Origin of the sequence: Synechococcus sp. C9 (genome assembly GCF_022984075.1) — a bacterium.
GTDB lineage: Bacteria > Cyanobacteriota > Cyanobacteriia > Gloeomargaritales > Gloeomargaritaceae > Gloeomargarita.
On the sequence record NZ_JALAAD010000001.1, the window covers coordinates 2,821,194 to 2,835,982 of the forward strand.

General features: G+C 50.8%; 16 protein-coding genes and 2 tRNA genes. 11 read left to right on the top strand and 7 right to left on the bottom strand.

What is annotated here, in order from left to right:
• Nucleotides 1-39 precede the first annotated feature (39 nt).
• Nucleotides 40-756, bottom strand: a complete 717-nt coding sequence (gene pgeF / locus MLD66_RS13725) for a peptidoglycan editing factor PgeF (protein WP_247218822.1) — start codon at nucleotides 754-756, stop codon at nucleotides 40-42.
• 273 nt (nucleotides 757-1,029) lie between these two features.
• On the opposite strand from pgeF, the gene cysS reads away from it, so the two are divergent.
• From cysS to MLD66_RS13750, 5 genes are all read left to right on the top strand, one after another.
• Entirely contained in the window at nucleotides 1,030-2,469 is a 1,440-nt protein-coding gene (cysS, locus tag MLD66_RS13730) for a cysteine--tRNA ligase (RefSeq protein ID WP_247218824.1), read from the top strand.
• Nucleotides 2,466-3,929: a uroporphyrinogen-III C-methyltransferase gene (cobA, locus tag MLD66_RS13735; protein WP_247218826.1), complete on the top strand. Its 1,464-nt coding sequence runs from the start codon at nucleotides 2,466-2,468 to the stop codon at nucleotides 3,927-3,929. Before cysS ends, cobA begins: the two co-directional genes overlap by 4 nt.
• A 320-nt stretch (nucleotides 3,930-4,249) precedes the next feature.
• On the top strand, nucleotides 4,250-4,894 hold the full coding sequence (locus tag MLD66_RS13740) for a DUF3386 domain-containing protein (RefSeq protein ID WP_247218828.1): 645 nt from the start codon (nucleotides 4,250-4,252) through the stop codon (nucleotides 4,892-4,894).
• A gap of 3 nt (nucleotides 4,895-4,897) precedes the next feature.
• Nucleotides 4,898-5,998 (top strand): tRNA preQ1(34) S-adenosylmethionine ribosyltransferase-isomerase QueA, encoded by a 1,101-nt coding sequence (gene queA / locus MLD66_RS13745; RefSeq protein WP_247218830.1) that lies wholly within the window; start codon nucleotides 4,898-4,900, stop codon nucleotides 5,996-5,998.
• A 37-nt stretch (nucleotides 5,999-6,035) separates the two neighbouring features.
• The gene (locus MLD66_RS13750) at nucleotides 6,036-7,202 is read left to right on the top strand and encodes an LptF/LptG family permease (protein ID WP_247218832.1); all 1,167 of its coding nucleotides are present in this window, start codon (nucleotides 6,036-6,038) and stop codon (nucleotides 7,200-7,202) included.
• On the opposite strand, the gene MLD66_RS13755 is transcribed toward MLD66_RS13750, so the two are convergent.
• Together MLD66_RS13755 and MLD66_RS13760 are read right to left on the bottom strand one after the other, a co-directional pair.
• Nucleotides 7,199-7,513, bottom strand: coding sequence for an MgPME-cyclase complex family protein (locus MLD66_RS13755; RefSeq protein ID WP_247218839.1), 315 nt, complete (start codon nucleotides 7,511-7,513; stop codon nucleotides 7,199-7,201). The genes MLD66_RS13750 and MLD66_RS13755 overlap by 4 nt on opposite strands.
• 127 nt (nucleotides 7,514-7,640) lie before the next feature.
• Nucleotides 7,641-8,363 (bottom strand): pyridoxine 5'-phosphate synthase, encoded by a 723-nt coding sequence (locus MLD66_RS13760; protein WP_247218840.1) that lies wholly within the window; start codon nucleotides 8,361-8,363, stop codon nucleotides 7,641-7,643.
• Nucleotide 8,364: 1 nt separating this feature from the next.
• Between MLD66_RS13760 and MLD66_RS13765 the strand changes: the two genes are divergently transcribed.
• The 3 genes from MLD66_RS13765 to MLD66_RS13775 all read left to right on the top strand — a co-directional run bounded on the left by MLD66_RS13765 (nucleotide 8,365) and on the right by MLD66_RS13775 (nucleotide 10,961).
• Nucleotides 8,365-9,219 carry an ABC transporter permease gene (locus tag MLD66_RS13765; RefSeq protein WP_247218842.1) on the top strand — a complete coding sequence of 285 codons (855 nt, stop codon included), beginning with the start codon at nucleotides 8,365-8,367 and terminating at the stop codon, nucleotides 9,217-9,219.
• 62 nt (nucleotides 9,220-9,281) lie between these two features.
• Entirely contained in the window at nucleotides 9,282-9,830 is a 549-nt protein-coding gene (locus MLD66_RS13770; RefSeq protein WP_247218844.1) for a GUN4 domain-containing protein, read from the top strand.
• A 3-nt stretch (nucleotides 9,831-9,833) separates the two neighbouring features.
• Entirely contained in the window at nucleotides 9,834-10,961 is a 1,128-nt protein-coding gene (locus MLD66_RS13775; RefSeq protein WP_247218846.1) for a DUF4350 domain-containing protein, read from the top strand.
• Nucleotides 10,962-11,121: 160 nt separating this feature from the next.
• Here MLD66_RS13775 and MLD66_RS13780 read toward each other — a convergent pair whose 3' ends face one another.
• Genes MLD66_RS13780 through MLD66_RS13790 form a run of 3 tightly spaced genes read right to left on the bottom strand, consistent with a single transcriptional unit; the run spans nucleotide 11,122 to nucleotide 12,891 of the window.
• Nucleotides 11,122-11,952, bottom strand: coding sequence for a PAS domain S-box protein (locus MLD66_RS13780; RefSeq protein WP_247218848.1), 831 nt, complete (start codon nucleotides 11,950-11,952; stop codon nucleotides 11,122-11,124).
• Nucleotides 11,942-12,310, bottom strand: coding sequence for a hypothetical protein (locus tag MLD66_RS13785; RefSeq protein WP_247218850.1), 369 nt, complete (start codon nucleotides 12,308-12,310; stop codon nucleotides 11,942-11,944). Before MLD66_RS13785 ends, MLD66_RS13780 begins: the two co-directional genes overlap by 11 nt.
• On the bottom strand, nucleotides 12,307-12,891 hold the full coding sequence (locus tag MLD66_RS13790; protein ID WP_247218852.1) for an ATP-binding protein: 585 nt from the start codon (nucleotides 12,889-12,891) through the stop codon (nucleotides 12,307-12,309). Before MLD66_RS13790 ends, MLD66_RS13785 begins: the two co-directional genes overlap by 4 nt.
• 143 nt (nucleotides 12,892-13,034) lie before the next feature.
• Here MLD66_RS13790 and petE point away from each other — a divergent pair, with 143 nt between their 5' ends.
• The 3 genes from petE to MLD66_RS13805 all read left to right on the top strand — a co-directional run bounded on the left by petE (nucleotide 13,035) and on the right by MLD66_RS13805 (nucleotide 14,002).
• Nucleotides 13,035-13,436 (top strand): plastocyanin, encoded by a 402-nt coding sequence (gene petE / locus MLD66_RS13795; protein ID WP_339397017.1) that lies wholly within the window; start codon nucleotides 13,035-13,037, stop codon nucleotides 13,434-13,436.
• Nucleotides 13,437-13,451: 15 nt separating this feature from the next.
• Nucleotides 13,452-13,619: a hypothetical protein gene (locus MLD66_RS13800; RefSeq protein WP_247218854.1), complete on the top strand. Its 168-nt coding sequence runs from the start codon at nucleotides 13,452-13,454 to the stop codon at nucleotides 13,617-13,619.
• Nucleotides 13,620-13,928: 309 nt separating this feature from the next.
• Nucleotides 13,929-14,002, top strand: a tRNA-Arg gene (locus MLD66_RS13805).
• A 431-nt stretch (nucleotides 14,003-14,433) separates the two neighbouring features.
• On the opposite strand, the gene MLD66_RS13810 is transcribed toward MLD66_RS13805, so the two are convergent.
• Nucleotides 14,434-14,506, bottom strand: a tRNA-Trp gene (locus MLD66_RS13810).
• Nucleotides 14,507-14,789: the final 283 nt, after the last annotated feature.

The following is a 14,789-nucleotide window of genomic DNA, read 5'->3' on the forward strand; positions in this document are numbered from 1 at the left end:
ACCCGCATCATCTGCTAAAAGTCCCAGCACCCGTAAGTCCTAGCGGCTCAGAATCCCCGACCATTGCACCTGGGTTTTCCCGTCCCGGCGGTAGGAATAAAACCGTTCCGGCTCAGCGTAAGTACAATGGGGGGACACGGCGATCTGGTCAGGCTGGATGCCCAACTGCAATAACTGTCGCACCTGCACCCGGCGCAAATCCAACCGCCACCGTTCCCCATCCGGTCGGAGCAATTCCGGCTCGGTTCGCCATTGGGCAATCACATCGGTCATCGTGGGTTGGTCTGGAGTCACCACCGTAGTTGCCAGTGCCGCCACCACATCGTCCTGTACCTGATAATTACCGCCGCTGATGGCTGGACCGAGGGCCATGCGTAAGCTGGACAATTCACTGCCCTGGTGGAGCAATTTTTGTACTGCTGTGGGAATGATCTGCGCCGCCGTCCCCCGCCACCCCGCATGGAGTGCCGCCACCGTCCCCGTGTGCAGACAGCCGATCAGCACCGGCACACAATCCGCACTGCACACCCACAAGGCTTGACCGGGTTGGGTCGCCATCAGCCCATCCCCCGCACTCCCCGACTGCCTATCCATTGGGGACAGCACCAAGCCGCTGTGAATCTGCCGCAACCGGTAGTTTTTCACCCCCGGGAACTCCCGCTCCCCCAACCGCCCGCCAAATTGGTGCCGCCAACTCGCCAACAGGTCACAGGTGAGGTGCGTCTCCCCCTGCCAATGCCATCCTGCCGCCATCATCGCTGGACGTACCAGTTAGTGGGAATCACCATAGAAAACTCAGATGTGATGAACATTATGGTAGCGAAAAATTTTGCCCGCACCCCTGACCCAATCGGTGAAAACGTTCCTGTATCATAAATAAAGGCACTTCTAACAATAGGTCGCAGGGGCGTAGCCCCCGTCTGTGGTTCTCAATAATATTGGCATTCCAGCGAGATACCCTTCTGGTAATGCAAACAAATAGAGGTGCCCATAAGTTAAATAATGCTGACTAACTGCTGTCTTTTCCCCATGACTTTAACCGTTTATAACACCCTGACCCGCAAACTCGAACCCTTCCATCCCCAACAACCGGGGGTCGTGACCATGTATGTCTGTGGTGTAACGGTTTATGATTACTGTCATTTGGGGCACGCCCGTAGCTACATTGTCTGGGACGTGGTACGCCGATATTTAGAACATTTAGACTATGAAGTCCGCTATGTGCAAAACATCACCGATATAGACGATAAAATTCTCAAAAAAGCCCAAGCTGAACAGGTACCCATGCAGGTGATTACCGAGCGATATATTCAAGCCTGCTATGAAGATATGGGTCGCTTAAATATCCTCCCAGCTTGGCAAAATCCCCGGGCGACCGAATCGATCCCTGACATGATCCAGTTAATCCAAAACCTGGAATCCTTGGGTTATGCCTATGCCGCCGCTGGGGATGTGTACTATGCGGTAGAGCGTTTCCCCACCTACGGAAAACTTTCCCAGCGCACCCTTGACCAAATGCAATTAGGAGCCAGTGGGCGGGTCGAAAAAGGGGAATTTGAACGCAAGCGACATCCCCTGGATTTTGCCCTGTGGAAAGCCGCCAAACCTGGGGAACCAGCGTGGGAATCTCCCTGGGGTCCTGGTCGTCCGGGCTGGCACATTGAATGCTCAGCGATGGTGTACAAAACCTTGGGGGCAAGCATTGACATTCACGCCGGTGGTACGGATTTGATTTTTCCCCATCATGAAAACGAAATTGCCCAATCGGAACCAATCACTAAAAAACCCCTCGCCCGCTATTGGTTACACAATGGTTTTGTCACCGTGGATGGGGAAAAAATGTCGAAATCCCTGGGGAATTTTCGCACCATTCGGGATGTCTTGAACCACTATGAACCGATGGCATTGCGGTTGTTGATTTTGCAATCCCACTACCGGCAACCCATCGAATGCACGCCCGCCGCCCTCCAAGCCGCCCAATCCGGTTGGCATACCCTCCAACAAGCGGCACAAATTTACGATTTGCAGGCGGATTTTACCGGGGATAAAAGCGATTGCGACCCGGAAATCTTAGCGCAATTTGAACGGGGCATGGATGGGGATTTTAACACCCCCGCCGCCCTCGCCGTTCTGTTTGGTTTAGCCAAAAAGTTAAAGGGAGCCAGGGATAGGGTTACGCCCGCATCTCGGAACATTTGGCAGACGTTTGTTTATCTCGCCCAGAATGTTTTAGGGTTAAACTTTACCTCCGCTGAATTGCCATCAACAGCGAACAAAACTGAGCAAGATAGAGCAACCCCACAATCCCTGAGTGAGGAAATTCAAGTCCTAATTAAAAAACGCAAAGAAGCCCGTTTATCCAAAAATTATTCAGAAGCTGACCGCATTCGCCAGGAATTGGCAAAAAAGGGCTGGCGATTGATTGACCAACCCAATGGGGAAACCCTGGTTGAGGCGTGTTCCGAGTGAAGCCCATTATCCTGGTGGGAGCCGGTCCCGGTGCCCCGGAACATTTAACCTTCGCCGCCCGGGAAGCCCTTCAGCGAGCCGATGTGGTGATTTATGACACCTTGATTGATCCCCGCATTTTGGCACTGCTACCCCCCCAGGTGGAAACCCGTTCTGTCCAGGGTTTGTCCCAGGATGAAATCAATTATTTGTTATTACAACATTATAACAATGGTCAGCGGGTGGTACGTCTCAAAAGTGGTGACCCCTTTATCTTTGGCAAAGCCACCCAGGAATTGCCAGCCTTGGATACAGCTAATTGTATGTACCATGTCATTCCGGGCATCAGTACCATCACCGGGGCGGCAACCCTGGCGGGGATTCCCCTGACGGACCGGGACTGGGGGCGCACCATCGGGGTTTTTACCGCCCATGCCCCAGAAAATTTAGACTGGTCAGCCCTGGCTCGCATGGATACCCTGGTGGGCTTGATGGGGGTTGGTCATCTGGCTCATATACAGACAAAGTTATTACAAAACGGTCGGAGTCCTGAGACCCCCGTCGCCTTGGTGCATCGAGCAGGGCAGGTGGGGCAGAGCGTCTGGCGGGGAACCCTAGCCCAATTAACGACCCAAGCGGCACAGGCACCCAGCGTTTTGATTGTGGGAGCGGGGGCGAACTACCATGCCCAATCCCGTTTGCCATTACAAGGTAAAAATATTTTAATTACACGGGCAGTAGGCAGTGGTAGCGAATTGGAAGAATTATTGCGGGAGCAGGGAGCGAGTGTGGTGAGTATGCCCACCTTGGTGGTTCAGCCGCCGCCGGATTGGGCACCCTTGGATCAGGCAATTGGTAATCTTCAGGAATTTAATTGGCTGATTTTGACCTCTGGAAATGCGGTGGATTATTTTTTGGATCGTTTGTGGTATCACCAGCGGGATGGGCGGGCTTTAGCTCACTTAAAAATCGCAGTGGTGGGGGAAAAAACCGCTTGGCATTTACAACGCTGGGGGCTGAAAGCGGATTTGATTCCCTCGGAATTTGTGGCGGATCAATTACTCGCTGAATTTCCCCAAGATTGTCAGGATTTGCGGGTCTTATTCCCACGGGTGGCGACTGGTGGACGGGACGTTTTGGTGCAGGGATTACAACAGCGGGGAGCGCAGGTATCGGAAGTTGCCGCCTATGAAACCACTTGCCCGCAGGAAATTCCCAAGTTTATTTTAGATTACTTACGCCAAGGATATATTGATGTCCTCACGTTTACCAGTTCCAAAACCGTGGCGCATTGTTATCAATTATTAGAACAGGTTGCCCCTGGACAGTGGCAAGATTGGCTCAAATCCAGTCGGCTGGCGGTGATTGGTCCCCAAACGGCTCGCACCTGTGAACGTTATTTTCAACGGGTGGATATGGTGGCGAAGGAATATACATTAGCAGGTTTGGTACAGGCGGTCATTGATTATTGGAACCCATGATTAAAACCCTTGTGGGGTGATGGTTGGCAACCTTGGGTTTTCTCAAGATAAAAAAATCTTTACTCACAATTGATGCGGGGAACCTCTATTTATTTGCACCAATCATCAATCCCATCCTGGAAATGCCCCTATTACCCAGAACCAAGGGCGGGGATCGCTAACTTTGAATTTAATTTATAGGGGTGCCCTGCGCTAATTACCAAGAATGATAGGGTGTGAGTGCTTTGGCTATGGAGCTAATTTTTAGAGGTATCCACCCGTCAAACCCGATGCTGATATGACACAATGGATTCAGCCCTGTTGAAGTACTAAAAATTCCTATGACTGTCGCCCTCAGTGCCCGTGACCGCTTCCAGCAAGCCTACGAAAACCGCTATACCTGGGACGAGCAATTTCCCGGCTATACCGCCCGTGTCTCCTGGCAAAGTGGGGAACAGCAGGTCACCGCTCAGGTGCGGATTGAACGGGATTTATCTGTCGTGATTGAGGGGTTGTCGCCCGACCAGCCGCAGTACAAAGAATTGCTGGGGTTGATGCGGGATGTGGTCACCCACCGGCAGAGACGGGATTTTGCCACAGCGCATGGGCAGAATGAATTTACCGCCGAGTCCCCCCTGCCCGATGGAAGCGTGCCGATTCGGGTCACCGGGGATGCGATGGGTTCCCACTACCAGGTGCGGGGGTCGGTGATTACCCAGGTGAGTCGGGTGATGGGCGGCAGTGCCTTTACCATTGATACGCTCTCGGTGGAACAGACGGCGCAGGGCTATTTCCCGCTCCACTACCGGGTGCAATTTACGGATGCGGCGACCGGCGAACCCCAACAGGTGGTGGATATTCGGGAACGGTATGCCTTGGTGGATGGCTACTATCTGCTCCAGGAACGGCGGCAAACGGCGACCAAAAATGGGGTAACGACGGAAACGGTGATTGAATTCACGGATTTGCAGTTGTTGACGGCATAACCGATGCCCTTTGCGGCGCATCCCCCTAACCCCGGCGATTGGGAATTAGCGAACTATAATTACGCCCTGCCCCCGGAACTGATTGCCCAGTGTGGGATGGAACCCCGGGATCATGCCCGGCTGTTGGTTGTTTACCCAGACCACCACGAACACCGGCGGTTTGATGAATTGCCAGAACTGCTTCGACCGGGGGATTTATTAGTATTAAATAATACCAAAGTACTACCTGCCCGGTTGCTGGGGACTCGTCCAGGCGGTGGGTTAACCGAGTTTTTGCTTTTGGAACCGGGGGAAGCCAATTGCTGGCGGGTGTTGGTACGTCCAGGGCGGCGGGTGGGGGTGGGGACAGTGGTGCGATTTCCGGCGAGAGAAAAAACTAAAGTGCTTGGGGTCGTCCAGGAACGGGATGAAAGCACCGGCGGGCGGTGGGTACAATTTCAGACCCCGGACGGGCAGGTGATTGACCAAACAAAATTATTACATTTACTGCACGACCTGGGGGAATTGCCCTTACCTCCTTACATCCAGAGGTTTCAGGGCGATCCCAACCAATATCAAACTGTGTATGCCCAGGTATTAGGTTCAGTAGCGGCACCCACAGCGGGATTACATTTTACAGAAGCATTACTGCAAAAATTAACGGCGCAGGGGATTGCCCAGGCGATGGTGACGCTCCATGTGGGCATCGGCACATTTCGCCCGGTGAGTACAGCGGATGTACGGCAACATGAATTACACAGCGAATGGGTGGAGGTGTCCCCAGCAACGGTGGCGCAGATTCGGAACACTCAAGCCCAGGGTGGACGGGTGATAGCGGTGGGCACGACGGTGGTACGGGCGTTGGAAGGGGCGGCGCAGGGGGGGGAATTGCAGGCGATGACCGGTAAAATTAACTTATACATTTACCCTGGCTATACCTGGCGGGTGATTGACGGGTTGATTACCAATTTTCATTTGCCCCAGTCCAGTTTGCTGTTGTTGGTGAGTGCGCTAATTGGGCGGGAGCGGTTATTACATCTTTATCACGAGGCAATGCGGGAACGCTATCGGTTTTATTCCCTGGGGGATGCGATGGTGATCCTACCGGCGGGGGATGTTCGCTAAATATGGCAAACTAGGGTAAACGCTCCCCGGCATAGTGATGGCAACGGTGGCTTTTTCGCCTGCACACGTTTGGAAATCGCTCCGCTTTTGGGTACAACAGGTGCCCGTGTTGGATCGGTATTTGTGGCAGTTATTTCTCGCCCCGTTTTTGTTCGGGATGGGGGCATTTAGTTCCATCGGTTTATCGGTGGGGGCGTTGTTTGAAACCGTGCGGCGGGTGGTGGAATCCGGCTTGCCCCTGACGATTGCTTTTCAGGTGTTAGCCCTCAAAAGTCCCTACTTTATTGGGTTGGCATTTCCGATGGCGACTTTGTTAACCATGTTGCTGACCTTTGGGCGTTTGGGAAGCAATAGTGAGTTGATCGCCCTGCGTGCCTGTGGGGTACAAGCCCGGCGTTGGGTGATCCCAGCCATCCTCTTTAGCTTGGTCACAACCGGCTTGACTTTTGTGGTGAATGAAGCGATTGTGCCGGTAACCAATCATCAGGCAACGGTAATTGTGCGGCAGGCGTTGGATAAGGACCGTCCCCGGGTGGAGCGGCGGAATATCACCTATCAGGAATTTGACCAGGAAACGGGTAAAAAACTGCAACGGTTATTCTATGCCAGCCGTTTTGATGGGCGGTATATGCGGGGGTTAACGGTGCTGGATTTTTCCCAGGAAGGTCTGCAACAAATTTTGAGTGCAGAAACGGGTTTTTGGAACGAAGAACGCAAAACCTGGGAGTTTGAAAATGGCACGATTTATCTGGTTGCCGCCGATGGCAGTTACCGCAATATTATTCAATTCAACAAACAGGAAATTACCCTGCCCCGTGCCCCTTTAGATTTAGCCACCCAGCGACGTACCCCGGAGGAAATGAGTATCCTGGAGGCGCAGGATTATTTACAAATTTTAGAGCGCAGTGGCAATCTCACCAAAATTCGGGAGTGGCAGGTACGGATTCAACAGAAAATTGCCATTCCGTTTATTTGTTTGGTCTTGGGTTTGGTGGGAACGGCTTTGGGCAGTTTACCACACCGCAGTTCCGGGGGGTGGGCATTTGGGCTGAGTGTGGTGATTATTTTTGTCTATTACCTGCTGATGTTTGTGGGGGATGCCCTCAGTCAAACGGGGGTGTTGGCACCAGTGGTGGGGGCTTGGTTTCCCAATGTTTTGGGGCTTGCTACCGGCATTTACCTACTACGCCAAGCGGATCGTTAAATACTCGCTAAAGGGTCAGGAATCGTGGGGGAAGGGGCGGTAAAACTACCAGTTAACACAAATTCCAAACGCAGTTTCAAAAAGGTGGCAAAGTCCGGGTCAGTCGTAATCACTGCCGCCGCCGGTTGGGGGCATTTGACTTTAATTTCTGCAAATTCTGGGGCTTCTAAAAACGCCGGTCGTTTCACCAGAAAAAAATCAATTTCTTGACCTTTTTCCTGATAATGACGGGTGCGCTCCCGTAGCACTTCCTCTAGGGGTTCAATCTCGGTGAGAAATTTTTCGCTGGCGAGAACGTAATAGTAATTCATGGGGATCGCTCAAGTAGTCATGAAAAATGGTAACGGATCGGGTAGAGAATTTGACCAGATAGCATGGGCTTGTAATAACTCGAAAACTTTGAGGGCGCAGGGTTTTGTCTGCTCCCAAAGCGATGAGTCAAAGCTCCCCTCGCATGGCTCGTTTCATATCCCGCACCGCCTGGGTCAATCCCACCAATACCGCCCGACTGATAATACTATGACCGATGTTCAATTCCTCCATACCGGGGATGCAAGCGACCGGATAAACATTTTGATAGGTCAACCCATGCCCCGCATTCACCCGCAGACCCAATTCCTGGGCGAGTTTTGCTCCTTTTGTTAAACGCTCTAATTCCTGATGACGCTCAGGTTCTTGCTTGGCTAAAGCATAGGTGCCCGTGTGCAATTCAATCCACTGGGCTGTGGTTTGTTGGCTGGCACGAATTTGCTCCGGTTCCGGGTCAATAAATAAACTCACGGGGATGCCGTGATTTTGCAATTCCTGTACTGTTTTAGTCAATTCTTTTTCAGATGCCACCACGTCCAACCCGCCTTCGGTAGTAATTTCCTGCCGTTTTTCCGGGACTAACGTGACATAATCCGGGCGAATTTCCAGGGCAATTGCCACCATCTCTGGGGTAGCCGCCATTTCCAAATTCAGGTGGGTTTGCACCGTTTGCCGCAGACAACGTACATCCCGCTCCTGGATGTGACGGCGATCCTCCCGCAAATGCACCGTGATCCCGTCCGCTCCCCCCAACTCCGCCAAAACTGCGGCGGCAACTGGGTCGGGTTCCGTCGTGCGCCGTGCCTGCCGGACTGTGGCAACATGGTCTATGTTCACGCCCAGGGTTAGCACCGTGTCCGCCTCCCAACTGTTCTCTGCTATTGTACCGTTCTGGCGCAGGCAATCCCCCACCCAACGGGTATTTTTACTCATCGGTGTGAGCTTGGTGCTGGTGTATGCCTTGGCGGCGATGGGGGCGGATTGGTTCGTAGCTTGGGGTTTACCAAAGCCCCAGGAATTTTTAGCCCATGTACCCCAGCAACCCCCCAGTCCCCAACATTGGTGCGGCACCGACCGCCAGGGCTACGATGTCCTCAGCCGGGTGATTTTTGGGGCAAGAGCGGCTTGGCAGGTGGTTCTCCTCGCCACCGGGTTGAGCTTGGGGGTGGGGTTTCCCCTGGGTGCCCTCAGCGGTTATTGGGGGGGTAAAGTAGATAAATTATTATTATTTATTATGGACACTATTTATACATTGCCAGGGTTATTACTATCTTTAACGGTGGCGTTTGTGGTGGGACGGGGGGTGGTGAATGCGGCGATTGCCCTCAGTATTGCCTATATTCCCCAGTATTATCGGGTGATTCGCAACCATACGCTTAGCTTAAAAAATGAGGTATTTGTCGAAGCGGCGAGGGCGTTGGGGGCGGGGAGTCTGGGGATTTTGATCCGGCATTTGAGTGGACATTTGAGTCGCAATTTGCCGGTTTTATTCAGTGTCAATAGTGCCGATGCGGTACTGACATTAGCAGGACTGGGATTTTTGGGGTTGGGCTTGCCCCCGGAGGTGCCGGAGTGGGGACACGAACTGGCGCAGGCGTTGGACAGTCTGCCTACGGGCATTTGGTGGACGACCCTATTTCCCGGTTTGGCGATGACGGGGCTGGTGGTGGGTTTAGCCCTAGTGAGTGAGGGGTTGGGGGAATCCTGACGGCACGGGAAGGAAGCATTACCATAGAGAAAAAAAGCAACCAAAAGAAAAGGTTAAGATTCATGGGGCAGGATGATTTGCAGACCGAACTGAGTTTACTGCGGCGTGCCAATGAGTTATTGCGCCAGGAAAATCAGGATTTGCGGTTGGGGCGGGAGGTGCTGTTGGGGCGACTGCGGGATTTGGAGGCGGTCACCCATCCCTGTCAAAACTGTTTGGCGATGGGGGAACAATGGCTCCTCCAGGCTTCGGGGGTGAATTATACGGCGTTGAAGGAATTTTTAGCCCAACAGGACTGGGATAATGCGGACCGGGAAACCCAACGATTGTTATTAAAAATTGCCGGGAAAAAAGCGGAAGAACAGGGGTTTTTAGACGCAACCCATATTGATCATTTGCCCTGCATTGATTTGAAAGTGATTAATAAACTGTGGAGTGTGTATTCTAATGGCAAATACGGCTATATTATCCAACAAAAAATCTGGTCACAAAGTCGCAGTACGGCTAATCTTTGGGGGCATCCTGATTTTGATGGCTATTACCCGATGCGGGAGGGGATTGGCTATTCCTTAGCCCAGCGTTTGTTGCGGTGTGCTTTGGAGAGTTTTTAGCGGATGCAAAAAACCAATCGCTGGTGGATTATTGGGTTAATTATCCTGCTGGTTGCCAGTGTTTTAACTTTTTTATTTGCCCCGGCAGGAAATGAACTCAAACGGGGTTCCACCTACAGCCGTAGCCCGGATGGGTATGGGGCTTGGTATCAATTCATGAAAGAACAGGGTTATCCCATTGAACGCTGGCAAAAACCGGCGGATGAATTAATTAATTTAGAGGAAAAAATTACGCTTCTGCGGGTGGGGCATGAACTGTCTGCCTACGGTCATGGGTATATTGACCCGGATTGGTTGGCAGAGGGAAATGTGCTGATGGAACTGGGGATTGAAACCCCGGTGACCGGTGCGCCCTTTACCACCCAGCATCCAACGCAGGTAGGGGCAGTAAAAATCCAAACTCGGCGGCGTTTTGCGGATGAACAATCCCCACCTGGTTCAGAGGTGGATCACATCTCGCCAATCTTACAGGACGATTACGGGGTGATTGTGCGGGAAAAACAGATTAAAGAAGGGCAACATCTGGAAGTGATTACCCCCCATTTGGCGGCGAATGCCTATCAATCAGAGCCAGGGAATTTTGAGTACCTAAAATCCCTGGTCACTCAACCGGGATTACCTATTTATGTAGATGAATTTATTCATGGTTACAAAGATGAGGAAACTCTGCAACAAGAACGCAACCGTGGCTGGCTGGATTACCTATCCCAAACCCCTTGGCGGGCAGTATTCATCCAGGGCATTTTGGTGTTAATTATTTTCCTTTGGGGACTGAATTGGCGATTAGGTTCACCCGCATCCTTACCTACCCCTGAACTGGATAATAGTCGGGTTTATATGGATGCCTTATCAGCGGTTTTAATGCGGGCGGGATGTACGGAATTGGTGATTGAACTGCTTAAACAGGAAGAACAACGTTATCTGCAAAGACAATTGGGACTCGGAGATGAACTATTAGCACTAGAACAATTCGCCTCAATTTGGGAAGAAAGAACAGGACAAAATGCCTTAGAATTAATCACGATTTTAGGTTTAACACCCCAACGCTTCAATGACAAGCAATTGGCTCACTGGCTAGAAAAACTTCAGCAATTGCGGAATAAAGTGCAGATGGCAATCACGGCAATCTGAAGTTACAGTCTTTTAAGTAGTTATGGGATACAGTTGAACCCCGTTTGCCGTAGGTCAATCATGCTGAGGTTTTAGAATAATCAAGGCTTTTTGTATCCTTTAATTGACAAATAGACTGTAATTGCGCTTCATGCAAGTAGGGGAACCGTGACCCTGCGACCTATTTTTCGGAGTCTCTTTGGGACGAACGGCGCAGTTTTTGTACCCGGCGTTGTAAATGCTGAAAATACTCAGTTTCGGTAATTTCTTGCACCTGCCGATCCCGTTTTTGCTGGTCAATGGTTTGATGAAGTTCCTCAATTTGCCGTTGTAAATTCTCCTCCTGTTTTTTGCGTTCGGTGATGTCCCAAAGGGCACTGAGTACCGTATTTTGCCCCTGGAAAATAAAGGGTTGCCAATTCAATAAAGCCCATAGGGTCGAACCATCCGCCCGTTGCACGAGCAATTCATAATTGGTAACACTCCCCTGGGTGGCATAAAGTTGTTTTAAGCGGTTCACATCTTCTGGGTCGTGGCAAAAGTCCCGCCCCCGCAACGTCCGTGCCAGGGTATCGGGCGTGATCCCCAGCAGGGCAATCGCCGCCGGATTGCGGTAGAGAATTTGCCCCGTTTCCAAATGCAGGATCAGCAGTGCCACCGGGTTCGCCTCGACCAGGGTACGAAATTGCACTTCACTTTGCCGGAGGGCGGTCAGTGCTTCCGCCTGTAACTGGTCTGTAACCGTATCCGCATGGGCGGTCATGGTTTCTAAAATTAACTCCAGGTCCGCTTTTTCCTGCTCAATAGTTGTTAATAAATGTTGCAGTCGGGACTCGGACATTTGTAAATCCCGTTCTGCCCGTTCGTGTTGCAGAATTTTTGCCGCCAGTTGTTGGGTAATGGCATCGGCATGGGCGGTCGTATTTTCTAGGAGAATTTCCAGGTCTTTTTTTTCCTGTTCTAACTGACGAATCCGAGTTTCTAGTTCCGCAATTTTCGCTTCAGGACTCATGGTAAAAATCCAACTCAAGGGTCGGGAGTAACCGTTGTAAATTCACCAGGGATTTATGTTGCCAAGGAATCCCTTCGTTACAGCGGACAGTCAGATGGATATTGCCTTTTTGCCGCACTTGAATCACAAAACGGGACAGGACATTGATGCCAGAACTATTGAGAAATTTCAGTGACCGGACATCCAAAATCATCTGGGGAGGTGCCGCCGCCACAATCTGCCCCAACCAATCCGTCAGGGGTTGGTATTCCGCCATGCCATTCAAGCGCAGAGACCCCTCGAACACCAACCGGGGCGGTTCCGGTTCCCCATAAATTCGGTAGCCCACACCGCTCAATTCCTGCGCCCACCAGTTCATCGTTCACCTCGGGGATGGGACAATTGCACCAAAGTGGTCACCCGCCAGTCCGGGATGCCCGGTAAAATTTTCCAACCCAGGCGGGCTTGATAGTCATTCAAGATGGTTAAATATCCTAAGCCAGAACTTGGGTGTTCCTCAATGGCATTGGCTTCCAACTTTTGTAAATATAACTCCTGGGGGGAATGGGATAACAATTGATCAATCACTTTTTGTAACCGTTCGGCACTGTCTGGACTAATGGCATTTTCCACCCGAAAGATCAATTGTTCCGGGTAAATTTCCAGGCTAATGGTTACCGGGGAAATCGAATCGGGGGTGCAAAATTTCATCGCATTTTCTAACAGTTCATTCACAATATAGTTCACTGCCCCATGCAGGTCAGCCAAGCCATAACTGAGCAGTAAGGGCCATTGACCACCCGGAAATAAATGGGTCACATAGTCCGCCATAAAATTGGCTGAGATACTATTGGTGCGCCAACGCTCAGATAAGGGCACGGTCAGGGGCGAAAATACCAAGGTTAGGTACTCCCGACAATCACCCAGAGGTTCCACAAAGGTGCCGTAAACCCCAGTCATGGACTGTCCTGTTTTGTTCTAGGCTACCACAGGCGTTCATTCCCCAGGCATTTTGCTATGATATTAAATAAATGTAAACTTTTCTGAGAGCCATACCCTTGTATGATTTTGGCTCCCATTGTTCCTAATTGTTTCAGGAGGTCATGGTCATGTTGGCTGGACTGGTGCGGTGGCTGGTGGTCGGGTTAACCCTGGTTTTGACCTGGTTGGGGACGGGTCAAGCGGCGTTTGCCCAAACCTATCAAATTAAAATGGGTGCGGATAACGGTATGTTAGCCTTCCAACCCGCTCAATTGACAATTAAATCTGGGGATACAGTGGAATGGCTGAATAATAAATTACCCCCCCACAACGTGATTTTCAGCACGGTTCCCAACGGTGATAAGGCGTTAGCGGAGCAGTTATCTCAACGGGGTTTGGTGTATAAAGTGGGGGATAGTTTCAGCATCACTTTTGGAGGTGATTTACCTACGGGAACGTACACCTATTACTGTACTCCCCATCGGGGCGCAGGGATGCAAGGTAAAATCATCGTGGAAGGTTAATGCGGAGTTCCTACGGTGTTCACTAACCCAAACCTATCCTTGGTTGGTTTATTTTGGGTAGCCCTTGTCCTGTTGGGCGGGGTCACTTTGGGGGTAGGGTATTTGACTTGGGCGGAATGGCGGGATCGGCGGCGACAACAGGAACAAAGTCGTTCCCGCACTCCTTCTCCAAAGCGACGTTAACGTTTTTCAGCAAATAGGAACTAAGTAATCAATCACGATGGTTTTATCCGGTTTCCGCCGGTGGCAAAGTGTTAGGTAAAACAGGCTTAGCTAATAATGGATTACAGGCAAACATGAATTCTTCCACTGGTTTGCCTCCTAACAGATGTTCTTGGATAATGCGTTCACAGACCTCTGGTGTCACATGACCGCATTTTTTAGTTTAACTCAGAACCAAAAACCAACCTGCACCCCAGTGACCACTGTTTACCATTCAATAAAAGTATTTTATCCAGAGCTAGTCTGCTATAATATTAATCTGTGACGTAGGGGCTTGTAGCTCAGTGGATTAGAGCACTTGACTACGGATCAAGGTGTCGGGGGTTCGAATCCCTCCAGGCCCGTCCCTATTTCCAGCCACTTTCCCCCACCATAACCCGCACTCCACCGTTTTCCCATTAGTACACATCGTCTAAGTTTAGGTGCAGTTAGGGTATCTTGGGAGTGTAAAAACTGGCTAAACGATATGGCTAAAGTTGAGTGGGTGAAGGTTGAGGATGGGTTGTACTGGTTGCGGTGGAGTTTTCAGGATAGTGCTATCTTTGTAATGCTCAAGAAATGGTAACAAGGATTCTCAGCCAGGTGGGTGGCTTTGTCTCTCCAGGGAGAAGCGTCACGGGGTAGGATTAGACATTGCTCAAATACCGATGAGATAAGGCTTTGCGAGAATTTATTACCTAGAACTTAGAGAGCCTATCGTCTGGAATGGCAGACACTCCTTTGGGAAGGCATGGCACTAATTGTAATAAAAAGGTCGTTTGTCTTAAATCTTTAACGCGTCCTGGAGGACTCGAACCCCCGACATCCGGTTTTGGAGACCGACGTTCTACCAACTGAACTAAGGACGCAGATTACTTAATTATATACACATAGCAATCCTACTTGATTAGTGAACAGAGATTTCCCAGAACCAAGGATGGGGGCGGTGCCCCTGCAACCCCTATTCTATTCTCATTTAGGACTGCCATATTACTGGATACCTCTAGGGAACCTCTGTTTATTTTTTGAACCAATCATCAATCCCATCGTGGAAATACCCCTATTACCCAGAACCAAGGGCGGGGTGCCCCCCTGCGACCCCTGTTCCAAATTCATGTGGGATTACCATATATCCATATTGATTCACGTTAT